General features: G+C 64.3%; 21 protein-coding genes. 9 read left to right on the plus strand and 12 right to left on the minus strand.

All coding sequences use genetic code 11. From position 1 onward, the window contains the following. Nucleotide 1 precedes the first annotated feature (1 nt). Nucleotides 2-1,804: a chloride channel protein gene (locus JMY28_RS35570; RefSeq protein WP_201700568.1), complete on the plus strand. Its 1,803-nt coding sequence runs from the start codon at nt 2-4 to the stop codon at nt 1,802-1,804. 71 nt (nt 1,805-1,875) lie between these two features. Here the strand turns inward: JMY28_RS35570 and JMY28_RS35575 are convergent, their stop codons facing one another. The 4 genes from JMY28_RS35575 to JMY28_RS35590 form a co-directional block, all read right to left on the minus strand. Then, on the minus strand, nt 1,876-2,283 hold the full coding sequence (locus JMY28_RS35575; RefSeq protein ID WP_201700569.1) for a DUF2000 domain-containing protein: 408 nt from the start codon (nt 2,281-2,283) through the stop codon (nt 1,876-1,878). A 98-nt stretch (nt 2,284-2,381) separates the two neighbouring features. Further along, the gene (locus JMY28_RS35580) at nt 2,382-3,239 is read right to left on the minus strand and encodes a sigma-70 family RNA polymerase sigma factor (RefSeq protein ID WP_201700570.1); all 858 of its coding nucleotides are present in this window, start codon (nt 3,237-3,239) and stop codon (nt 2,382-2,384) included. Then, nucleotides 3,236-3,712 (minus strand): carboxymuconolactone decarboxylase family protein, encoded by a 477-nt coding sequence (locus JMY28_RS35585; protein WP_201700571.1) that lies wholly within the window; start codon nt 3,710-3,712, stop codon nt 3,236-3,238. The genes JMY28_RS35580 and JMY28_RS35585 overlap by 4 nt, the downstream gene beginning before the upstream one ends. 126 nt (nt 3,713-3,838) lie before the next feature. After that, nucleotides 3,839-4,609, minus strand: a complete 771-nt coding sequence (locus tag JMY28_RS35590; protein ID WP_201700572.1) for an alpha/beta hydrolase — start codon at nt 4,607-4,609, stop codon at nt 3,839-3,841. A gap of 168 nt (nt 4,610-4,777) precedes the next feature. Between JMY28_RS35590 and JMY28_RS35595 the strand changes: the two genes are divergently transcribed. Further along, nucleotides 4,778-5,383: a TetR/AcrR family transcriptional regulator gene (locus tag JMY28_RS35595; protein WP_201700573.1), complete on the plus strand. Its 606-nt coding sequence runs from the start codon at nt 4,778-4,780 to the stop codon at nt 5,381-5,383. Between the two features lie 237 nt (nt 5,384-5,620). Beyond that, nucleotides 5,621-6,640, plus strand: coding sequence for an alcohol dehydrogenase (locus JMY28_RS35600; RefSeq protein ID WP_201700574.1), 1,020 nt, complete (start codon nt 5,621-5,623; stop codon nt 6,638-6,640). 53 nt (nt 6,641-6,693) lie between these two features. Here JMY28_RS35600 and JMY28_RS35605 read toward each other — a convergent pair whose 3' ends face one another. After that, nucleotides 6,694-8,460, minus strand: a complete 1,767-nt coding sequence (locus JMY28_RS35605) for a SulP family inorganic anion transporter (RefSeq protein WP_201700575.1) — start codon at nt 8,458-8,460, stop codon at nt 6,694-6,696. 351 nt (nt 8,461-8,811) lie between these two features. Between JMY28_RS35605 and JMY28_RS35610 the strand changes: the two genes are divergently transcribed. Then, the gene (locus tag JMY28_RS35610; protein ID WP_201700576.1) at nt 8,812-9,393 is read left to right on the plus strand and encodes an ANTAR domain-containing response regulator; all 582 of its coding nucleotides are present in this window, start codon (nt 8,812-8,814) and stop codon (nt 9,391-9,393) included. Further along, a complete protein-coding gene (locus tag JMY28_RS35615; RefSeq protein WP_201700577.1) occupies nt 9,390-10,511 on the plus strand; it encodes a CmpA/NrtA family ABC transporter substrate-binding protein in 1,122 nt (373 codons plus the stop codon). The genes JMY28_RS35610 and JMY28_RS35615 overlap by 4 nt, the downstream gene beginning before the upstream one ends. 86 nt (nt 10,512-10,597) lie before the next feature. Here the strand turns inward: JMY28_RS35615 and JMY28_RS35620 are convergent, their stop codons facing one another. The 5 genes from JMY28_RS35620 to JMY28_RS35640 form a co-directional block, all read right to left on the minus strand. After that, nucleotides 10,598-10,891, minus strand: a complete 294-nt coding sequence (locus tag JMY28_RS35620) for an antibiotic biosynthesis monooxygenase family protein (protein WP_201700596.1) — start codon at nt 10,889-10,891, stop codon at nt 10,598-10,600. Between the two features lie 39 nt (nt 10,892-10,930). Next, the gene (locus JMY28_RS35625; RefSeq protein WP_201700578.1) at nt 10,931-12,040 is read right to left on the minus strand and encodes an NAD(P)/FAD-dependent oxidoreductase; all 1,110 of its coding nucleotides are present in this window, start codon (nt 12,038-12,040) and stop codon (nt 10,931-10,933) included. 161 nt (nt 12,041-12,201) lie between these two features. Further along, nucleotides 12,202-13,317 carry a porin gene (locus JMY28_RS35630; protein ID WP_407945576.1) on the minus strand — a complete coding sequence of 372 codons (1,116 nt, stop codon included), beginning with the start codon at nt 13,315-13,317 and terminating at the stop codon, nt 12,202-12,204. A gap of 192 nt (nt 13,318-13,509) precedes the next feature. Next, nucleotides 13,510-13,869, minus strand: a complete 360-nt coding sequence (locus JMY28_RS35635) for a protocatechuate 3,4-dioxygenase (protein ID WP_201700579.1) — start codon at nt 13,867-13,869, stop codon at nt 13,510-13,512. Beyond that, nucleotides 13,866-14,711: a gallate dioxygenase gene (locus tag JMY28_RS35640; protein WP_201700580.1), complete on the minus strand. Its 846-nt coding sequence runs from the start codon at nt 14,709-14,711 to the stop codon at nt 13,866-13,868. Before JMY28_RS35640 ends, JMY28_RS35635 begins: the two co-directional genes overlap by 4 nt. A gap of 373 nt (nt 14,712-15,084) precedes the next feature. Between JMY28_RS35640 and JMY28_RS35645 the strand changes: the two genes are divergently transcribed. From JMY28_RS35645 to JMY28_RS35660, 4 genes are all read left to right on the plus strand, one after another. Then, the gene (locus tag JMY28_RS35645; RefSeq protein ID WP_201700581.1) at nt 15,085-15,798 is read left to right on the plus strand and encodes a GntR family transcriptional regulator; all 714 of its coding nucleotides are present in this window, start codon (nt 15,085-15,087) and stop codon (nt 15,796-15,798) included. 52 nt (nt 15,799-15,850) lie between these two features. Further along, nucleotides 15,851-17,110, plus strand: coding sequence for a LysR family transcriptional regulator (locus JMY28_RS35650; RefSeq protein WP_201700582.1), 1,260 nt, complete (start codon nt 15,851-15,853; stop codon nt 17,108-17,110). 61 nt (nt 17,111-17,171) lie between these two features. Next, nucleotides 17,172-17,594 carry a hypothetical protein gene (locus tag JMY28_RS35655; protein ID WP_201700583.1) on the plus strand — a complete coding sequence of 141 codons (423 nt, stop codon included), beginning with the start codon at nt 17,172-17,174 and terminating at the stop codon, nt 17,592-17,594. Between the two features lie 210 nt (nt 17,595-17,804). After that, nucleotides 17,805-18,932 carry an aminotransferase class V-fold PLP-dependent enzyme gene (locus JMY28_RS35660; RefSeq protein WP_201700584.1) on the plus strand — a complete coding sequence of 376 codons (1,128 nt, stop codon included), beginning with the start codon at nt 17,805-17,807 and terminating at the stop codon, nt 18,930-18,932. A gap of 122 nt (nt 18,933-19,054) precedes the next feature. Here the strand turns inward: JMY28_RS35660 and JMY28_RS35665 are convergent, their stop codons facing one another. Beyond that, on the minus strand, nt 19,055-19,750 hold the full coding sequence (locus tag JMY28_RS35665) for a 4-carboxy-4-hydroxy-2-oxoadipate aldolase/oxaloacetate decarboxylase (RefSeq protein ID WP_201700585.1): 696 nt from the start codon (nt 19,748-19,750) through the stop codon (nt 19,055-19,057). Next, nucleotides 19,747-20,478, minus strand: coding sequence for a PIG-L deacetylase family protein (locus tag JMY28_RS35670; RefSeq protein WP_201700586.1), 732 nt, complete (start codon nt 20,476-20,478; stop codon nt 19,747-19,749). The genes JMY28_RS35665 and JMY28_RS35670 overlap by 4 nt, the downstream gene beginning before the upstream one ends. Nucleotides 20,479-20,851: the final 373 nt, after the last annotated feature.

A 20,851-nucleotide genomic window follows, 5' to 3' on the forward strand; every position in this document is an offset into this window, starting at 1 on the left:
CATGCATTCCGACGATTCCCACAAGCGCGACTTTTCGGCGAACGCACGCCTGCCCGGCATCAGCGTGCTGGCCGCCGTGATTGGCGTACTGGCCACGCTCGCGGCGTTCGTCTTGCTGAGCCTGATCCACTGGTTCACGAACCTGTTCTTCTTCGGCGAGTTCTCGTTCGCCGACCGCTCGCCCGCGCTCAACACGCTGGGGCCGTGGGTCATCGTCGTGCCGGTGGTGGGTGGGTTGATCGTCGGGATGATGGCGCGCTTCGGCTCCGAGAAGATTCGCGGCCACGGCATTCCCGAGGCCATCGAAGCCATTCTCTTCGGCAAGAGCAAGATGTCGCCAAAGGTGGCCGTGCTCAAGCCGCTTTCGTCGGGCATCGTGATCGGCAGCGGTGGCCCGTTCGGTGCCGAAGGCCCGATCATCATGACGGGCGGCGCGCTCGGGTCGCTGCTCGCGCAGTGCGTGCGCGTCACCTCCGCCGAGCGCAAGACGCTGCTCGTGGCGGGCGCGGCCGCGGGCATGACGGCCGTGTTCGGCACGCCGGTCGCAGCCGTGCTGCTCGCCGTGGAATTGCTGCTGTTCGAATGGCGCCCGCGCAGTTTCCTGCCCGTGGCGCTTGCGTGCGCAGTGGCAGGCTTCGCGCGCGCTGTGTTCTTCGGCACCGCGCCGCTCTTTCCCATGCAAACCCTGCCGCCGCACGCCGTCGCGCTCTTTTCATGCATCATTGCCGGGCTGCTGGCGGGCGCGCTCGCATCGGGGCTTTCGGCGGCGCTCTACAAGGTCGAGGACCTGTTCGGCCATCTGCCGCCGCACTGGTCGTGGTGGCCGGCTATCGGCGGTCTCGTGGTGGGCATTGGCGGCTTCATCGAGCCGCGCGCGCTCGGTGTGGGCTACGACGTGATCGGCGACCTGCTGCATCAGCACATCATTCTGCAGGTCGCCATTGCGATTCTGGTGGTGAAAGCCGTGATCTGGGTCGTGGCGCTAGGCTCCGGCACCTCGGGCGGCGTGCTCGCGCCGCTGCTCATGCTCGGCGCGGGGCTTGGCTCGGTGCTGAGCCACGTGCTGCCCGGCAGCGACCCGGCGCTGTGGCCGCTCGTCTGCATGGCGGCGACGCTCGGCGCCACGCTCGGCGCGCCGCTCACGGCCATCGTGTTCGCATTCGGCCTCACGCACGACACCAATGCGCTGCTGCCGCTCCTCACGGCCACGCTGGTCGCGCACGGCTTCGCAACCGTCGTCATGAAGCGCTCGATCATGACCGAGAAGATCGCGCGCCGCGGCTATCACATCTATCGCGAGTACGGCGTCGATCCGCTCGAGCGTCATTACGTCGATGAAGTGATGACGCGCAATGTCGATACGATCGACGCGAACGTCACCGTGCGCGATGCACTCGACCGTTACTTCGGCTCGACGCAACAGCGCCGCGCGTTCCCGGTGCTGCGCGACGGCGCGGTCCTCGGCGTGGTGGATCGCGCGATGCTCGACGCCGTGCGCGCGAGCGCAGCCACCGAAGAACTCGATACGCCGCTCGCCTCGTTGCTCGCGCAACGTTCTCCTGACCTGGCGCTTCCCGCGGAGACCTGCCGGCAGATCGCCACGCGTCTCGCGATTCATGGGTTAGAACGCCTGCCCGTGGTGGCCGACCGGGAATCGCGGCAGCTCGTGGGCATCGTCTCGCGCAGCGACCTTGTCAAGCTCTCGCTCTCGCACTTCGAGGAAGAACACAAGAAGGAGCGCTTCCGCCGTATTCCCATGGGAAACAGCAAGCGTCGCTTTCCGCCAGTGCGCAAGGCGAGCTAAAGAAAGCCATGCAGGCGGCGACGGCGGGCTTCGGCGGACCCGGCAGTGAGTTGCGATACGCCGCCGGTCGCTTACTGATGCAGCGCCAGCCCCTTCACGGCTTTGTCCACGGCGTTTTTCGGCCCGTATAGCGCGATTCCCACCAGATCGGGATGCTCCGGGTCCTCGGCGCGAAATACCTCGCGGTTCGCCGCGTCGTGCCCCGTCGAAAACATGGCGTGCACATATGGCACGATCGTGAGCTCGCGCGACACGCCGCGCCGCAGCGCCGCCTGCAAACCGCCAACATCCGCGCCATAGATCATCATCGGCTGGCCCAGCATCCTGCCGTAACGCTGCCCGCGCGCGTCTTCGTAGGGCTCGCCAAGCGCTTCGGGAACCGCGGCCGCAATGCCCGTTGCGAGAAATGCGGTCACGTTGAGCTTCTGCCAGACCGCGAGATTTTCCCTCACGACCAGCGCCACTTTCGTATCGAACATGCTTGCTGCCTCCTTTTTCGAGGCACTCATGATCCGCGAGACGCGGCTGCAAGTCTGGAACGTTTGTGCCCGATGGCGGCGTCGCCGCACCCCGCCGTTTAGTGCAGATGCCGCAGCTTGTCCGGATTGCGCATGACGTAAATGGCCGTGACCTTGCCGCCTTCGATTTCGAGCGCGGTGGTTTGCAACTCGCCATCGGCCTCGCGCGTGACGAAGCCGGGCAGCCCGTTGATGAAGCCCGCGCGCACGAGCGTCGAGCCGTTCTTGCGAAACACGTCGGCTAGTTGTGTGTGCAACTTCATCACACTCTCGAAGCCGAACACCGGGTGGCCGATCGCCGGGCGCTTGCCGCCGCCGTCCGCATGCAGGCTCACGTCGTCGGCGAGCATGGCGCCGAGCGCGCTCATGTCGCCGCTGCGCGACGCCGCGAAGAACGCCTGCGCCAGTTCGAGGCCGCGCGCCTTCTCAACATGAAAACGCGGCCGCGCTTCCCGCACGTGAGCCCGGGCGCGCGCCGCGAGCTGGCGGCATGCGGCGCTTTCACGCCCGATCGTGGCCGCGACTTCGTCGAATTCCAGCCCGAACACGTCGTGCAGCAGGAACGCCGCGCGCTCCAACGGCGAAAGGCGTTCGAGCGCGAGCATGAGCGGCAGCGTGACGTCCTCCTGCTCGTCCTCTTCGACGACCGGGTCCGGCAGCCACGGGCCGACATACGTTTCGCGCCGATGCCGCGCCGACTTGAGCTGGTCGAGGCACATGCGCATCACCATACGGCGCAGGAAGGCCTCGGCCACGCGCACCTCGTCGCGGTCCACATCCGCCCACCGGATAAACGCGTCCTGCACGATGTCCTCGGCGTCGGCGACCGAGCCGAGCATGCGGTACGCCACGCGGATCAGCTTGCGCCGCAGCGGGTCGAAACTCGCCGCGGCATCCTTCAGGCCCGCGTCTGTCATGCGGCGACCGTCTTGCTGGCCATGGCCTTGGCCGCCGCAGGATCGACCCACAGGCCAAAGCCGACCGCAAGGCGGTTCCAGCCGTTGATTACGTTGATCATCAGCGTGAGCTTCACCTGCTCCTCCTCGGTAAAGTGGTCGATGAGCGCCGCGCGCGCCTGCTCCAGCGCGTGGCCTTCGGAAAGACGCGTGAGGGCGTCGGTCCAGCCGAGCGCCGCGCGCTCGCGATCCGTGTAGCACGGCGCTTCTTTCCAGGCGGAAAGCAGGTAGAGGCGCTGTTCGGTCTCGCCTTCCTCGCGTGCATGGGCGGTATGCATGTTAAGACAGTTCGCGCAGCCGTTGATTTGCGACGCGCGCACCTCTACCAGCGCAATGAGGCTCGGTTCGAGGCTTCCGGACACGGCGAGCGACGTGCCCATCCAGGACTTCATCAGGGTCGGAGCAGCGGCGAACAGATCGAGCTTGGCAGTCATGGTTTCATCTCCTTTCGGTTGGGTTGCCATGACTTGACGAGATAGCCTGGGCCGCGTGTGACATCGGGGTGGAAATTTGAGCCGCCCCGGACCGTATCGCGGCCGCAGGCGGCGAGTCACGCTTCGTCATTCCTTGCTGGACTGCGCTGCGGCTTGCTCGATGAGCTTCGCGACCTCGGCGGGATGCGACATGTAGACCACGTGGCTCGAGTTGATCTCGACCGTCTTGCTGCCTGCGCGCTGGGTCATGAAGCGTTCCAGATTGGGATTGATCGCGCGGTCCGCAGTCGCTACGACCGCCCAGCTCGGCTTCGTTCTCCAGGCGGCGTGCGTGATCGGAACGCCGAACGATTGCGCGGCGGGCGTCACCTGCGAGATGGCCATGAAGCGCGCCTCCGGGGCGGGCAAGTCGGCGGCGAAGTCTTCGTGGAAATTTGCCGGATCGATGTACAGGTGGCCGTCGGCAGTGGCCTTGATCGCCGTGGTCGCCGGCGGCGTCTTTTTGGTGAGTTCGAGCGGCGATTCTCCCGTGTCCGGCTGGAAGGCGGCCACGTAGACGAGACCCGCGACCTTGTCGTCATTGCCGGCCTGGGTCACTACCGCACCACCATAGCTGTGACCGACAAGGATGCTCGGGCCGTCCTGAGCATCGACGACTCGGGTGGTCGCCTTCACATCGTCGTCGAACGAGGTTTCCGGCTCCTGCACCACGGAGACCTTGTACCCGTCGCGCGTGAGGATCTTCGACACGGCCTGCCAGCCCGATCCATCGGCGAAGTAACCATGTACAAGGACGATGTTCTTGACCGGCGCGACCGTGGCGGCCTGCGAGCCGAGAGCGGCGGCGGAAAGGGCAACAGCGGCGGCGATGCGGGTTACGTATGAGGAAAGTTTCATTTTCATGCTCCAGAGGACGAGGGACCGAGAACTCGACGGGACGTTAGCTGCTCGATGTAGCCATCCTACTAGTAGGATGGCTTAGATGCAATAAAAACTTCGTGCCTGGTAATTGCGCCCTGGTCCGCATAAACTAACGAGCATTCAACCGACTAGATGGTAGGCAACATGACGGCAAGTGGAGAACTGACGGCCGACAGGATCATTGCGGCGGCACGGCAACTCATCATGCGGCGCGGCTACAACGGGTTTAGCTACGCCGACATCTCAGATGCGATCGATATTCGCAAGGCGAGCATTCACCACCATTTCCCCGCCAAGACGGATCTCGTTATCGCTGTGCTGAACGCGTGGCGGGAAGCGTTCGCCGCCGATGTCGCGTCGCTCGAGGCAAGCGGCGCTGACGCCATCGCACAGTTACGCGCCTACATCGGCCATTGGGAGCGCTGCATCGCGGACGACACGGCGCCGTTCTGTGTCGCGGGCATGCTCGGCGCCGAGCTTCCTTCGCTGCCGGAAGAAGTGGCGCAGGGGGTGAAGACGTTCTTCGACAACCTGACTTCGTGGCTCGAGCAGGTGCTCGAGTCCGGCGTGAAGGGCGATCTCATCAAACTGGACTCGTCGGTTCACGCCGAGGCGGCAACGCTCGTATCGCTGGTCTACGGTGCCATGCTCGCTGCGCGCGCTTATGCGAATGTCGAGTTGTTCAAGCAGGTTACGGAGGGCGCGGTGGAAAGACTGGTGAAGCCGCGCAAACGCACGCGATCCAGCTAACGGACGGGGCGCGTGGGAGCGTCGTTGTAGCGATAACGAAGACGCTCCCAATGTGCACGCTCATCGGTCGACTCGCCAGCGCGCTATCGGTGCTCGACTATCGTCGCTATCGAACATCTCTCGCCAGTCCCCACGCCGCGCAACGCGAAGCGCCCATGCCATCGTCCTACAATGTCGCGGTAGTCGCACGTCGCCACGACATCACCGGCGGAAACCTCACTTTCCCAGGAGCAGACGATGGCAAAGATGCACGCAGTACAGGTAGCAAAACCGGGCGCCCCGCTCGAACTGGTCGAGCGCGATATTCCGGAGCCACCGGAAGGACACGTCCTCGTCAAAGTGCAGGCCTGCGGGATCTGCCATAGCGATTCGCTCACGAAAGAAGGCCATTGGCCAGGTCTGCAGTTTCCGCGCGTGCCCGGCCACGAGATCGCGGGCGTGATCGAAAAGCTTGGCGCGCGCGTCGAGGACTGGAAGGTCGGGCAACGCATCGGCGTGGGCTGGCACGGCGGCCACTGCGGCCATTGCGAACACTGCCGCCACGGCGACTTCGTGCTCTGCAAGAACGGACAGATTCCCGGCATCAGCTACGACGGCGGCTATGCCGATTACATGGTGGCGCCGCAGGAAGCGCTCGCGCGCATGCCCGACGACCTCTCCGACGTCGACGCCGCGCCCCTTCTGTGCGCCGGCATCACCACCTTCAACGCGCTGCGCCACAGCGGCGCGCGCGCGGGCGAGGTCGTGGCGATCCTCGGCATTGGCGGGCTCGGCCATCTCGGCGTGCAGTACGCACGCAAAATGGGCTTCGTCACCGTGGCCATCGCGCGCGGGCAGGACAAGGCGCCGCTCGCGAAGCAGTTGGGCGCGCATCACTACATCGACAGCGCCTCGCAGGACGTCGCACAGGCCTTGCTCGCGCTGGGCGGCGCGCGCGTGATCCTCGCCACGGCCACGAGCGGACGGGCCATGAGCGCCGCGCTGGGCGGCCTTGGCCTGAACGGCAAGCTGATCATGGTCGGCGTCTCGCAGGAGCCCGTGGAAGTGCCGATCACGCAGTTCATCATGGGCCGCCACTCGTTGCAGGGCTGGCCCTCGGGCACCGCCGCCGATTCTCAGGAGACCCTGGCATTTAGCGCGCTCTCAGGCGTGAAGCCGATGATCGAGGAATATCCGCTGTCGCGCGCGGCAGAAGCCTATGAGCGGATGATAAGCGGGAAAGCGCGCTTTCGCGTGGTGCTCAAGCCCGGCGCTTGAGTCAGCGAGCGTGGCGAACTCCGGTGCGAGACCGGCAACGCACTTCCATCGCGCTACTGCCCCTCACGCGGGCCGGCCTCGTCATTCGCGAGGCCGGTCTCGTCAACATAGCGATCCACAGCACTGCTTACGGTTGGATCGAAGCGGTCCGGGCCGATGTCTTCAAGCAAATCGAAGCGCTTGAGCTTGTCGCGCACCGGGTCCTTCATCTCCGCGAAATGCAACGCGATGCCGCGCTCGCGCAACGCCTGGGTCAGCTCGCGCAGCATGTCGGCAGACGTGACGTCTACGCTCGTCACGGGCTCCGCCGCCACCACGACCCGGCGCACCGGTGTAGGCGACGCTTCCACCGCCTCGATCAGGCGTTGCTGAAACAGCTCGGCGTTCGCGAAGAACAACGGCGCGTCCCAGCGAAACAGCACGAGTCCCGGCGTGCGCACGGCTGCGGGATAGCGCTCGATATCGTGATAGCCGCGCACGCCTTCCACGCGGCCGAGCACCGCGAAGTGGGGCCGCCAGCCGTCCCAGAGGAATTCGATCACGGCGATCAACACGGCGAGTCCAATGCCGGGAATCGCCCCGAACACCGCGACTGCCACGAAGCAGCCGATCGATAGCCAGAACTCCCACTGCTGAATGCGGTAGATGCGTTTGAGATCCGCGATTTCGAAGAGCCCGAGTGCGGCGGCGATCACCACGGCGGCGAGCGCACTATTGGGCAAATAGCGCAACAGATTGGGTGCGACCATGAGCAGCGCCGCCACCGCGAGCGCGCCCACCACGCCGGTTAGCTGCGTGCGTGCGCCCGCGGCTTCGGCAACCGGTGTGCGCGACGCGCTGCTGCTGATCGGAAAGCCCTGGAACAAGCCTGCCGCGAAATTGGCCACGCCGAGGCCCACCATCTCCTGATTGGGATCGACGCGCGCATGGAAGCGCGCCGCATAGGTGCGCGAGAGCACGCTCGTATCGGCGAAGGCGATCAACGCGACGGCCGCGCCGCCCAGGACGATCTTGACGAGGTCCGCGTTGGCGATCCACGGCAGCGAGAGCCCGGGCAACGCTTGGGGAATCGTGCCCAGCACTTTGACGCCGAGGCTGTCGAGGTGAAAGAGGCTGACCGAGAGCGTGGCCACGATCACGGCGATCAGGATGCCGGGCACTTTGTCGAAGCGCTTGAGCAGCAGGATCAGCACGAGGCTTCCCGCGCCCACGGCAAAGCTATACCCGTTAGCCTCGCCGCGTGCGACGGCGTGGACGAGGCTAAATAGGTCTCTCATCGGGCCCTGCTCGTCGATGGAGATGCCGAAGAGCTTCGGCAACTGGCTAATGAGCACGGCTAGCGCAATGCCGTTCATGTAGCCGTACCGAATGGGCTTGGAAAGCAGTTCCGTGATGAAGCCGAGGCGCAAGAGCCCCATGACGATGCAGACGAGTCCGGAAACGATCGCCATCATGCTCGCCACGCCGATGGCGCGCGCGGGGTCGCCCCCGGCCACCTGCACGACCACCGCGAGAATGGGCGCAGCAAGCGCGGAATCGGGGCCGAGCACGAGAATGCGGCTAGGCCCGAAAACGGCATAGGCCAGCAGCGGAATGATCGTCGCGTAGAGACCGTAGACACCGGGCACGCCAGACGCCGCCGCGTACGCAATGCCGACCGGCACGAGCATCGTGGTCAGCACCAGCCCCGCGGCGAGATCGTTGAGCAACCAGGCGCGTTGATAGGTCTTGAACAGCGTGACACCAGGGAACCAGCGCAGCCATCGCCGGCTTGCGATTGCACTTGCGGGCTGTGCGTGGGTGGAAGCAGGTCCTTCCATGTCCTTTGGCCGGTTAATTGTCGTGAGAATGCGGGCGCTGGGAATCGTGGAGCCGACTGCGTAAGCTAAAAAGAATAGTTGAAATACCTTCGTCACAAAAGCCGGGTTTGGCTGGCCGATGCGGGCCGCCCTTCCCGCACCTTTTCGTGCATCGCCCGCAACCGCTGCGCCAACTGAGTGCGCCTCGCCGGCACCCGCACTGCTGCGGTGCACAACGCTCCGTCCGGCAAGGCTCTCCAGCCAATAGACCAACTGGCACATACCTTGCTGAGACCTCATGCGCGCCCAGCGATGGCGCGCAATGCACCGATTAACCGTCGAAGACGTCATGCCGACGACCACCGAAACCCCATGCTGCGCGTACTGCTCGTAACCGACACCGACAAACCTATCGGCGACCTGCGCGACGCGCTCGCCAAGCTCGGCTACGACATGCTCGCCGAGCCCGCGACACCGCAGGCGCTGCATCGCGTCGTCGAGCGCGAGCGGCCCGACGTCATCATCATCGATACCGAGTCGCCCTCGCGCGACACGCTCGAACAGCTCGCGGTGATGAACGCCACCGCACCGCGTCCGGTGCTGATGTTCAGCCACGACGCCAACCAGCAACTCATCCGCTCGGCCGTGAGTGCGGGTGTGACCGCCTATCTCGTGGAAGGGCTCGCGAGCGAGCGCCTTGCGCCGATCCTCGAAGTCGCGCTCGCGCGCTTTGCGCAGGAAGCGCAGTTGCGCGAGCGTCTCACGCAGGCGGAGAACGAACTGGCCGAGCGCAAGCTGATCGACCGCGCCAAGCGCATCCTGATGGAGCAACAGAAGCTGACCGAGCCCGCCGCCTACGCGGCGCTGCGCAAGCGCGCGATGAACCAGAGCGTGAAGCTCGCCGAGGTCGCCCGCCAGATCGTCGCGGCGGGCGAAGTGCAGGACCGACCATGAACGCCACCACCACGCTCGCCGCGCCCGAGAAAACCCATCTGAAGATCGGCTTCGTGCCGCTCGCCGACGCCGCGCCGCTCGTCGCCGCGAAGCTGCTCGAATTCGGCCACGCGCACGGCCTCACGCTCGAACTCTCGCGCCAGCCCTCGTGGGCCGCGCTGCGCGACAAGCTGCTTGCAGGCGAACTCGACGCCGCGCATTCGCTTTACGGGCTCGTGTATGGCGTGCAGCTCGGCCTTGGCGGCCCGCAAACCGATATGGCCGTGCTGATGGTGCTCAACCGCAACGGCCAGGCAATTTCGCTTTCGAACCGTCTCGCGGACGCGCTCGCCGAACACGGCTCGCTGCCGCGTGCGCTCGCGACACTTGAGCGCAAGCCCGTGTTCGCGCAAACCTTTCCCACCGGCACGCACGCGATGTGGCTTTATTACTGGCTCGCTGCGCAAGGTGTGCATCCGCTGCGCGACATCGAGAGTGTGGTGATACCGCCGCCGCAGATGGTGGCCGCGCTCGCAGAAGATCGCCTCGACGGCCTGTGCGTGGGCGAGCCGTGGCCGGGGCTCGCCGAGCAGCGCGGCGTGGGACGCACGATCATCGCAAGCGGGGCGATCTGGCCGGATCATCCCGAGAAGGTGCTCGCCTGCAGGCGCGATTTCGTGACGCGCCATCCGAACACGGCGCGCGCGCTCGTGCAGACAATGCTCGAAGCGTGCCGCTGGCTGGACGGCGAAGGCAATCGGCGCGAAATCGCTCAGTGGCTCGCGCGCCCGGAGATGCTGGGCGTGGACGCTGCGCTGATCGCGGCGCGGCTCGAAGCGCAAGTGGCATCGCGCACGCCGGGCATGAAGTTTTTTGAAGAAGGCTGCGTGAACGATCCGCGCGAATCGGAGGGCGTGTGGTTTCTTACGCAGTTCGAACGATGGGGCATGCTCGCGCGGCGAAGCGATTATCGCGAGATCGCGCGCGGCTTGAACCAGACGGCGCTGTATGGGCAAGCGGCGGCGGCGATGGGGATCGCGGTGCCGGGCGACGCGGCGACCGCGCCGTTCGTCGATGGACGCGTTTGGGACGGGGAAGACGCAGCGGCGTATGTGGAGGGGTTCGATATCAAGGCGTAAGCGCGGCTGGCAGCAATACAGCCGCCGCCAGCGCCATCGCCTTTGTGTTTTTGGCGTTGCAGCGCAGCGTGGCCGCGCTCAGCCGCTTACTTCACCACGACCTGCGTATGCCCCACGACCGGCGGCTTCTCGAAGTGCGGGCCGACGAGGCGCCGCCACTCCTGAAAGTCCGCCGACTCGCGAAAGTGCACCATGTGATCCTCGACGGTATCCCACTGCACGACGAGCACATACTGGTTCGGCTCTTCCACACCGCGCTGCAGCTCCACCGCGCGGCAGCCGCGCGCACGGTGAAAGAGCGGCAGCGCTTGTGCCACGGCCGCCTCGAATTCAGCGTTCTTGCCAGCGCTCACCGTGATATGCGCCATCTCGTAGACCATCATGTTCTCCTTGTGATTCGCGTTGATTCGCTACTGCAGTCATTTCATGTTTAGACGTTCGATCACCTCGTCCGCAATCGCGAGCGAAGCCGTCAGTCCCGGCGACTCGATGCCGTAGAGGTTCACGAGCCCGCACACGTCGTGCTCGCGCGCGTCCTGGATCACGAAGTCGCCGCCGTGCCCGCCCTCGGCTAGCTTCGGGCGGATGCCAGCATAACCCGGTTGCAGCGCGTCGTCAGGCAGCGCGGGCCAGTATGTGCGAATCGCCTCGTAAAATTTCGCCGCGCGCCCTGGGTCCACGGTGTAGTCGATCGTGTCGATCCACTCCACGTCGGGGCCGAAGCGCGCCTGGCGGCCAAGGTCGATCGTCAGGTGGACGCCCAGGCCCCCTTCCTCCGGCACCGGATAGATGAGCCGCGAAAACGGCGCCGCACCCGTAAGCGAGTAGTAATTGCCCTTCGCGTAGCGCACGGGCGGGATCGAGTGCGCCGGCACGCCTTCGATGCAAGCCGCTACCTGCTGCGCGTAAAGGCCCGCGCTGTTCACCACGCGCGTGGCGAGCAACTCCATCGGCTCGTCGCCGCCTACCTTCAGCAGCGTCGGCTGGCCCGGCCGCGCGAGGGCGCCCGTGACCGGCGAGCAAAACGCGAGCATGCCGCCCGCCGCTTCGAAGTCGCCCTGCAGCGCGAGCATCAGGCCGTGGCTGTCGACAATGCCCGTGGAGGGCGATTCGAGCGCCGCCACGCAATTGAGCGCGGGTTCCATTGCGCGCGCCTCGTCGCGTTCGAGCCAGCGCAAGTCGTCCACGCCATTGGCGGCCGCCGCGGCGCGAATCGCGCGCAGCGCGTCGAGTTGCCCTTCTTGCGTCGCGACGATGAACTTGCCGCAGCGGCTGTACTCGACGCCCTTCTCTTCGCAATACGCGTAGAGCTTGTGCTTGCCCTGCACGCACAGCCGCGCCTTGAGCGAGCCTTGCGGGTAGTAAATGCCCGCGTGTATCACTTCGCTGTTGCGCGAACTGGTGCCCGTGCCGATGGCGTTTTCCGCCTCGACGAGGACAGTTTCCCAGCCTTGCTGCGCACACGCGCGCGCAACCGCGAGACCGACTACGCCCGCGCCGATCACGACGCAATCCACCGTGTCCGTCATGACACTTCCTTTCTCGTCACGCGAGTGCTGTTTCGACTGGCGCTATTTTGCCCAATTCGCATGCATTGCGTGAAAGGATGCGCACCCATGAAAAAACGCCGCACGATCATGCGATCGGGCGGCGTCAAACAACTACCGGAGAAGATGAAGCTAGACGTGCATTAGAAGTGCGTATGCAGGCCCACGCGCGCAACCGCCTGGCTCTGACCGCTCGAAGCGCCATCCGAGGAGTTCATGCCGTTGATCTGCGCCAGACCGCCCGAGCTGGCACGCTGGTACACGCCCAGCACGTACACGCTGGTGCGCTTGGAGAGCGCGTAATCGACGATCGCCGCGACCTGGTGGGCGTGATTGTTGTCGACCACTTCGTTGCCCTTCATGTACATGTACGACGCGCCAGCGCTCAGCGCCGGCGTGAAGTAGTAGTGCGCGCCGACCGACCCCTGATACACCGAGCCGCCGTTGGCCGAGTTATGCACCGTGGTAAAGAGCGCATTCGTCGTCCAGCCGCCAAAGCGGTAATGCGCGCCGATACCCCAGTTGCGCACGCTCACGTCGCCTTCGCCCGTCACAACGGTCTTGAGGTTCGTATAGGCCGCGTTCACGCCGAAGTCATGCGCCGAGTAGTTCAGCGCGAAGCTCGTGCCGTTGCCCGTGCCGATCGAACCGGCTACGCCACCGAAGCTGTACATCGCGCCGGCGCTGAAACCGCCAAACGTCGGCGACAGATACTTCACGGAGTTGTTGACGGTTTCGCCAGCCATGCGGTCCCAGTCGAACGCACCGGTCGGGTTGTTCGGCAGCGCGAGCTTCTGGAACGGACCCGCACGGAAATCGTAAAAGTGGCCCGAGAGTTCCGCCGGATCGTCGCCCGCGAAATACAGCGAGTCCGTCATGAAGTCGTACTGGTTACCGAGCGTGAGCTTGCCGAACTTGTCGTTGCTCAGGCCCAGAATCGACGTACGGCTAAAGAGGCTCTTGTTCGGCATGAAGGCGCCGTTGTCCAGCTGGAACTGGTTGACGAGCTGGAAGAAGGCCTTCGTGCCGCCGCCCAGGTCTTCCGTTCCGGTCATGCCCCAGAGGTTCGGGCCGTTCACGCCGTCGTCCATCTTGACGTTGTGCTTGCCGCCCTGGTTGCTCACGTAGGTAATGCCCGTGTCCATCATGCCGTAGAGCGTCACGCTGCTTTGCGCGAACGCAGGTGCCGCGCATGCCATCACGCCGATGGCCCCCGTAATCGCCAATGCAATCTTTTTGTACTGCTTATGATTCTGCATTCTCCAAGTCTCCTGTTTTGAACAAACCTGTTTATTCGAGCATCGAAGGTTATCCGGCCCGCCACCCCGAGATCAGGCGAGCCGTAAGCAAGCGCGCGGCATGTGGGCCACGCGGGTCAAACGCGCTCGAGCGGGCAAAACGCCCGCTTGAGCGAAAAAACAAATCAGGAGATCAAGCGGTCAATCGAACGCTCAGACCGCGTCGGGCACCTTGCGCGTCTTCAGAAACGCTTCGAGGGTTTCGCCGCGCATGCTCGCGTACATGCCGAGATTCGTGATCTTCACCACGCGCGCGAACTTCTCCAGCACGAAAAAGCACACGCCGTATTGAATGAGGCCGAGCCAGTCCGTTGCGTCGACGAGCGCGCGCTCCTCGACGGTGAGCGCGGCTGCGTCGTAGGCGGCCTTGCGATCGCTCAGCCACAGTTCGCGCGCCTGCGGCAGACGCATTTCCCAGAAGAAGCGATTCAGGCGCATGGCCTTCATGCTCTGGCGAATGTCGAACGGGTAGGTGCCCGTCAGCGCCTCGATGCCAATCAGTTGCGGATTCATTGCCGGCCCTCTTCTTCGTACACCGTGACCGCCATCGCCGTGCTGGTCGCAAGATAGTAGTTGCGATGGACTTCGCGGATCTTGCCGCCCAGCGCCCCGCGCATGGCGAGCCACATGATCGTCTCCACGCTCTCCGCGCCGCCAAGGCGCACGTAGTCCACGTGCTTCATGCGTGCTAGACGCTCCGGGTCGTTCACGATCAGGTCGAGGAACTCCATGTCCCATTCGGTGTTGTTGTAGCCGCTGCGCTCGCCGTGCACCTGGTGCGAGAGCCCGCCCGTGCCCACCACCACGACATCGAGATCCTGCTCGAACGACTCGATCGCGCGACGCAGCGCCTGGCCGATCCGGTAGCAGCGGTTGGCGGTCGGCAGCGGATACTGGAGCACGTTCACCTGGATCGGCACCAGCGCCGCCGGCCAGCCGCCTTCGTGCGGCAACATGAGCGAAAGCGGCGAGTTGCAGCCGTGGTCGAGCGGTTTGTCCTGGAAGATGGTGAGGTCGAACTCGTCGTTCACGAGTTGCTCGGCAATATGGATCGCGAGGTCGGGGTGGCCCGCGATGTCCGGCAGCGCCCGCTTGCCCGCGCCTTCGTCGGCGAACTCGTGATTGGTGGAAACGCCCAGCGCGAACGTCGGGTAGCAGTCGAAGAAGAAACTGTTGGCGTGGTCGTTGTAGAACATCACGAGCGCGTCCGGCTTACGCTCGGCCAGCCACTGCGCCACCGGCTCGTACCCCTGGAAGAGCGGCGCCCACGCGGGGTCGTTCTGCTTGCCCTTGTCGTATGCCATGCCGATTGTCGGCACGTGCGATGTGCCGATGCCGCCCACTATTCTTGCCATGATCTTGCCCTCTGCTGCTGTTCATGCGGCGCATACGCGCCGCGCTGGACCGGATACGTCGGCAGACGCCTTCGATCCATCAATTGGGATACGAAATTACAAAAACGCCGCTCAAACCGTAAGCAAGGGTTAACCACGAATTTCCCGCTTTCTCTCATGAATTCAGGGCTTTTGAGCGTTTTCGCACACTCGGCCGATCGCTCAAACCCGCGCGCCGTAACGGTTTTTGGTATCCTGAAACATCGTTGCGGGAAATGCGGCAGATCCACCCCGGCAGCGCCCTCATAAACCAAACAGATATCAAAAGAACGAACTCGCAAGAGCCGCGCGCGCCATACGCCGCGCGCCTCGCCCGCTGCGATTCGCGAATGACATGAACGGGACGACCCAGCAAACCATCGTGCAGGCGCTACGCACGCGCATCCTGTCCGGCGAACTCGAACCCGGCGAGCGGCTCGTCGAGGCCCAGCTCGCCGAGCGCCTCGGTATTTCGCGCACGCCGCTGCGCTACGCGCTGAGTGTGCTCGCCACCGAAGGCCTCGTCGAGCGCTCGGGCGCACGCGGCTATACCGTGCGGCGTTTTTCGGTGACCGACGTGCTCAACGCCATTGACGTGCGCGGCGTGCTCGAGGGGCTCGCCGCACGAACGGTCGCCGAGCGCGGCGTGAATGCGGCGCTCGCGCGCGCGCTCGAAGACTGCCTGCGCGAAGGCGACGCGATTTTCGCGGCCGGCGTGCTCGACAGCGAAGCGGAAACGCGCTACGCCGCGATGAACGGCCGCTTCCACGCACTCATTGTGGAAGCGGCGCACAATCTCGCGGTGAGCGCCGCACTCGGGCTCAACGACAAGATTCCATTCGTCTCGCCGGGCACGGTGGTGTTCGACAAGGCCGCACAGCAGCGCCAGTTCATGATGCTCTCGTATGCGCACCGCCAGCATCACGCCATTGTCGGCGCGCTCGTGAACGGCGAAGGCGCGCGCGTCGAAGCGCTGATGAAAGAGCACACGCATATTTCGAAGGAGAGCCTCAATCTCTCGGTCGACCGCCTGCATCTGAGCGCAGTTGCCGCCGCAGTTGCCGCATGAGACACGGCACGTATCTCACCCAAAACGCCACCCAAAACGACATGATCGCGCCGTGAGCCAGCCCGAACTCCTGAACCTCGCGCATCTGCGCGCCTTTCGCCTCGTTGCCGACACCGGCAGCGCCACGCGCGCCGCTTCCGCCCTGTATCGCGCGCAATCGGCCGTCACGCGCTCGGTGCAGGAACTGGAGACGGCGCTCGGCGCGCCGCTCTTCGAGCGCAAGCCTTCGGGCATGCTGCCCACTGCCGTGGGCCGCGTGGTGCTCGAGCGCTGTGCGCGCATTTTTGGCGAACTGGAAGAGCTCGCGCAGTGGTGCGCCGCGCGCCAGGCGCGCCGGCGCGCGTTGAGCGAAGGCACACTGCCCGCGTATCTGCTCAACACGCGGCGGCTGCAGCTATTCGTCGCGCTGGCGCGGCACCGCCACATGCCGAGCACGGCCAATGCATTCGGCATCAGCCAGCCCGCTGTGAGCAGCGCCATGCGCGTGCTCGAAAGCGGCTCGGGCGTCACGCTCTTTCATCGCGGGCCGCGCGGCGTGCTGCTCACGGCCGAGGGCGAAACCTTCCTGCTGCACGTGCGGCGCGCGCTCAACGAACTGCGCCACGTACCCGACGATATCGCCGCGTTGCACGGCAACATCCAGGGCGCTGTGACGGTGGGCGCGCTGCCTCTGGGCCGCACGCTGATCCTGCCGGCCGCTATCGCGCGGCTTTCCGCGCAGCATCCTGGTGTGCGCGTGGTGACCGACGAAAGCGCTTATGAACTGCTCGTTGCGGGCCTGCGCGCGGGTGACGTGGACTTCGTGCTCGGCGCGCTGCGCGAGAATGACGCGGCAAGTGGGCTGGGCAACGAACGCTTGATGTCGGAAGACATGGTCGTGCTCGCGCGGCACGATCATCCACTCGCGAAAAAGCATGGCCTCTCGCTGAACGACCTGCGTGACGCTCAGTGGATTCTTTCGCGCACGCATTCGCCCTCGCGCGGGCTGCTCGAAGCACAGTTCCGGCGCGTGAAGCTCAAGCCGCCCCTCCCCACGGTCGAAACCGCCGATCTCGCCGTGATTCGCGGGCTGCTGCTCGGCACGGACATGATTACGGCGCTCTCGGCGCAGCAGTTGCATTACGAAATCGAGTCGGGCCAGTTGGTGATCCTCGACGTGCCGTTGCAGCACACGCGCCGCGATATCGGCCTCACGCTGCGCGCGCAGGGCTCGCCCTCGCCTGCGGCGCGTGCGCTGATCGACGCGATCCGGCTCGCGGTGATGGATGTTGCGCCCGCAACGCGCGTGGTCGAGGGACGGCGCGCGGGTTGAGCGTCGTGCGGCCTGGCGAACGACATCGGCACGATTCTGTTTGTCAGCGCGGGAGGCATACATGGCAGAAACATGGCAATTCCAGGTCCGTATCGCCGTCGTGCCCGAGTTAGCCGATGCGCTGCGAGCGGGCAGCCCCTATAAGAGCCAAGATTTGATGGAAGCGGTCTTGCGCGAATACAACGCCTCTTTGAAGTGTCAGTTCGACGCATTCGCCGATTACGTCGAAGAAGCAGAACGTGAGGGGCGCGGCCGCTATCCGTTATATCAATGGACGAAAGACACGATCGGCAATCCCGCGAAAAAGGCGAAGTATCTGAAGTCGTTTGCGGTCTACGTTCACGGTGAAGAGGTCTACGACAGCGAAACCGCCGACTCGCTGTATGCGCGGTTTTCGGCCCTTGCTGACCAGGTGGGTATCGAAAGCGTGAGCCGGTTCGATACGAACCCGGCCAACAATCCGCAGCCGCCCGCGCACAAGTGAGGCAAACACTGACTCTGCCGCATCGCACCATTCGCACAGGCCGCCCAAAGCTTCGTGCATGCGCCAAATAGCCGATAAAAATATGCCCCTAGCTGCAGACGGCTTTCGTTAGAATCTATTTTCGTCGCGGCAAAAAACATATTTGCATTGTTGCAGCAGTATCGAATCGCAAATGCTGCTCACAGTGTTCATCCTTTATCGGAGGCGAGTGTGCCAGGTTTACTTCCCAATGTCGACCGCGAGGGACTCCTCGAATATTCAGTGGTTTATACCGACCGCTCGATCAATCATATGTCGCAGCTCTTTCAAGGAGTCATGCGAGATATCTCCGCCTCCCTGAAGAAAGTCTACAACGCGAAGTCGGTCGTGGTTGCCCCGGGCAGCGGGACTTTCGGCATGGAAGCCGTTGCCCGCCAGTTCGCCACGAACAAGAAGTGCCTCGTCATCCGCAATGGCTGGTTCAGTTTCCGCTGGTCGCAAATTTTCGACATGGGCGGCATTCCGTCTGAATCGATCGTGCTGAAGGCGCGCCCGGTCGAACACGGAAGGCAGGCCGCCTATGCACCGCCCCCGATCGAAGAAGTCGTCGCTGCGATCAAGGAAAACAAGCCGGATCTGGTCTTTGCGCCGCATGTCGAGACCGCATCCGGCATGATTCTGCCCGACGCGTATTTGCGCGCGGTGTCCGACGCTGTGCATGCCGTAGGAGGCATGTTCGTACTCGATTGCATCGCCTCCGGTACGGTCTGGGTCGACATGCAGGCGAGCGGCGTCGATATCCTGATTAGCGCACCGCAAAAAGGGTGGAGCGCTTCACCCTGCTGCGCATTGGTTATGCTCAGTCCGCTCGCCCGCGAGCGAATCGATGCAACGACCAGCACCAGCTTCGCCTGCGATCTTCGCAAGTGGCTGCAGATCATGGAAGCCTACGAGACCGGCGGGTTCGCATACCACGCCACGATGCCAACGGACAGTCTCGCGACGCTGCGCGACGTGATCAAGGAAACGGAGGCTTACGGCTTCGACAAGGTGATGGCGGAGCAGATCGAACTCGGCAAGCGCATTCGCTCGCTGCTGGCTAGCAAGGGTTTCAGAAGCGTGGCGGCCGAAGGTTTTGAGGCTCCGGGCGTCGTGGTCAGCTACTCTGACGACGATGGCATACGATCCGGCAAGAAGTTCGCCGATGCCGGCTTGCAGATCGCGGCCGGCGTTCCCCTGCAATGCGACGAGCCTGAGGACTTCAAGACCTTCCGCATTGGATTATTTGGCCTGGAAAAACTGCATGACGTCGAAGGCGCGGTCGGCAGGCTCGCCAAGGCGTTGGACCGCATTCTTTAGTGCGCTTTTCCTGAGGCGCATGACGCAATGCCGTATGGAGTCACGAAATGAAACGAGCGCCCTTGCGGCGCTCGTTTTCGTTCTTGCTGTAGTGCGTTGGACTGCTTACGAACGTAGCGGACTCAAGCGTCTGCTGACGTGTCGACGTAGCGCAGACCTTTTTCGGCCAGACGCTCGCGCATGCCGTAGTAGTCGAGGCCGAGCGTACCGCTCGCGAGCACCGCGCGCGTTTTCTCTTCCTTGGCGAGGCGCGCCTGGGTCGCTTCCACGACCTTCGCAACCGTGGCGAACGGCACCACGACCACGCCGTCGTCGTCGGCGACAATCACGTCGCCCGGATGCACGATCTGCTGCGCGCACACCACCGGCACGTTCACCGAGCCGAGCGTTTCCTTCACCGTGCCTTGCGCCGAAACCGCCTTCGACCACACCGGAAAGTCCATCGCCTTCAGTGCGCGCACATCGCGGCAACCCGCGTCGATGATGAGCCCGCGCACACCGCGCGCCGCAAGCGAGGTCGCGAGCAACTCGCCGAAGTAGCCATCTTCGCAAGGCGATGTGGGCGCGGCCACGAGCACGTCACCCTCGCGGCACTGCTCCACGGCCACGTGCAGCATCCAGTTGTCCGAGGGCGGCATGAGCACGGTCACGGCCGGGCCCGCAATCGCGGCGCCCGAATAAATGGGCCGCAAATACGTGGCGAGCAGGCCGAGGCGGCTTTGCGCCTCGTGCACGGTGGCCGTGCCGGCCTCCTTGAGGATTTCGATGTGGCGCGCGTCGGCGCGCGGAATCTGGGTGACGACTACGCCGCGTTTCATGACAGATCTCCCACCACTGCGGGCGTCAGGCGCATATAGCCTTCCGCGTATTGAATGTCGCGCTTCGCTGTAATGCCGATGTTGCGCTTGGCCTGCACGCCGCGCTGCTGCGCGACACGCGTGTAGTACTCCCAAAGATGCTCCTGGCCTGCCATGCATTCGATGGCGCGGCGCTTCACGTCCCACACTTCGGTGATGTCGAGGAAGGTATTCGGAATCCACTCGCACTGCTCGGTCTGGTGAGGTTCGAACGCGTAGACCGGCGGCGCGCCGACGATCTTCTGCCCCGGATTGTGGCCCTCGGCCTGCGCGATGATGCGCGCTTCCTGCGCCACGTGCATGGCGAGCGGATGATCGAAGTTGTACGGGTCCTTCTGCGAGTGGCTGAGCACGAAGGCCGGTTGCACGTCACGATAGACGTCGACGAGGCGCAGGAGCGCTTCGTCCGAAACGCGCAGCGGATAGTCGCCCAGATCGAAGAACTCGCATTCCGCGCCCAGAATCTCGGCGGCGGCGAGCGCCTCCTCGCGGCGCGCTCCCTTCACTTTCTCGATGGTCATGTCGGGGCCCTTGCGCCAGAGCTTCGCAGACTCGCCGCGCTCGCCAAACGAGAGGCACACCACTTTCACGCGATAGCCGTTCTTCCTGTGCAGGGCAATCGCGCCTCCCGCGCGCCATACGAAATCCGCGCTGTGTGCGCTCACTACGAGCATCGATTTTTCAGTCATTTCCGGTTCACCAGACGTCGATCATCACGAAGCCCCATTGTAGGTTTGGGCACGCCTCGCGAACCACCGAAAGGACTGCCTAAAGGCATCGAATCTGCTTATCGGTGTCGCATGGAAACCGTCTCGCGAACGGGCCGAACCGTGTTTCGCCCATGCGGCGGTAAGGGCCACGTCGCGCATTGGTTGAGCGCGCAACGTTGTGTCAAGACACGCGCTCAAGTCTTACGACCCCGAAATTTTCGAACCTTTCGTTGCGCCCACATCGAATGCCTGGCGCTGAAATTGTTGCGTAAACGCTGAATACACCTATTGACAGCAATATTTAAATAACAAGCATTCTCATTTGCAATACAATCCGCATACTTTTCCGGGC

This window comes from Paraburkholderia hiiakae (genome assembly GCF_904848665.1).
In the GTDB taxonomy this organism is placed as follows: Bacteria; Pseudomonadota; Gammaproteobacteria; order Burkholderiales; family Burkholderiaceae; genus Paraburkholderia; species Paraburkholderia hiiakae.

Bases quoted from the DNA above. Each gene is read 5' to 3' on its own strand.
- JMY28_RS35570 (WP_201700568.1), top strand. From the start codon at position 2: ATGCATTCCGACGATTCCCACAAGCGCGACTTTTCGGCGAACGCACGC.
- JMY28_RS35575 (WP_201700569.1), bottom strand. From the start codon at position 2,283: ATGTTCGATACGAAAGTGGCGCTGGTCGTGAGGGAAAATCTCGCGGTC.
- JMY28_RS35580 (WP_201700570.1), bottom strand. From the start codon at position 3,239: ATGACAGACGCGGGCCTGAAGGATGCCGCGGCGAGTTTCGACCCGCTG.
- JMY28_RS35585 (WP_201700571.1), bottom strand. From the start codon at position 3,712: ATGACTGCCAAGCTCGATCTGTTCGCCGCTGCTCCGACCCTGATGAAG.
- JMY28_RS35590 (WP_201700572.1), bottom strand. From the start codon at position 4,609: ATGAAACTTTCCTCATACGTAACCCGCATCGCCGCCGCTGTTGCCCTT.
- JMY28_RS35595 (WP_201700573.1), top strand. From the start codon at position 4,778: ATGACGGCAAGTGGAGAACTGACGGCCGACAGGATCATTGCGGCGGCA.
- JMY28_RS35600 (WP_201700574.1), top strand. From the start codon at position 5,621: ATGGCAAAGATGCACGCAGTACAGGTAGCAAAACCGGGCGCCCCGCTC.
- JMY28_RS35605 (WP_201700575.1), bottom strand. From the start codon at position 8,460: ATGGAAGGACCTGCTTCCACCCACGCACAGCCCGCAAGTGCAATCGCA.
- JMY28_RS35610 (WP_201700576.1), top strand. From the start codon at position 8,812: ATGCTGCGCGTACTGCTCGTAACCGACACCGACAAACCTATCGGCGAC.
- JMY28_RS35615 (WP_201700577.1), top strand. From the start codon at position 9,390: ATGAACGCCACCACCACGCTCGCCGCGCCCGAGAAAACCCATCTGAAG.
- JMY28_RS35620 (WP_201700596.1), bottom strand. From the start codon at position 10,891: ATGGTCTACGAGATGGCGCATATCACGGTGAGCGCTGGCAAGAACGCT.
- JMY28_RS35625 (WP_201700578.1), bottom strand. From the start codon at position 12,040: ATGACGGACACGGTGGATTGCGTCGTGATCGGCGCGGGCGTAGTCGGT.
- JMY28_RS35630 (WP_407945576.1), bottom strand. From the start codon at position 13,317: ATGCAGAATCATAAGCAGTACAAAAAGATTGCATTGGCGATTACGGGG.
- JMY28_RS35635 (WP_201700579.1), bottom strand. From the start codon at position 13,869: ATGAATCCGCAACTGATTGGCATCGAGGCGCTGACGGGCACCTACCCG.
- JMY28_RS35640 (WP_201700580.1), bottom strand. From the start codon at position 14,711: ATGGCAAGAATAGTGGGCGGCATCGGCACATCGCACGTGCCGACAATC.
- JMY28_RS35645 (WP_201700581.1), top strand. From the start codon at position 15,085: ATGAACGGGACGACCCAGCAAACCATCGTGCAGGCGCTACGCACGCGC.
- JMY28_RS35655 (WP_201700583.1), top strand. From the start codon at position 17,172: ATGGCAGAAACATGGCAATTCCAGGTCCGTATCGCCGTCGTGCCCGAG.
- JMY28_RS35665 (WP_201700585.1), bottom strand. From the start codon at position 19,750: ATGAAACGCGGCGTAGTCGTCACCCAGATTCCGCGCGCCGACGCGCGC.
- JMY28_RS35670 (WP_201700586.1), bottom strand. From the start codon at position 20,478: ATGACTGAAAAATCGATGCTCGTAGTGAGCGCACACAGCGCGGATTTC.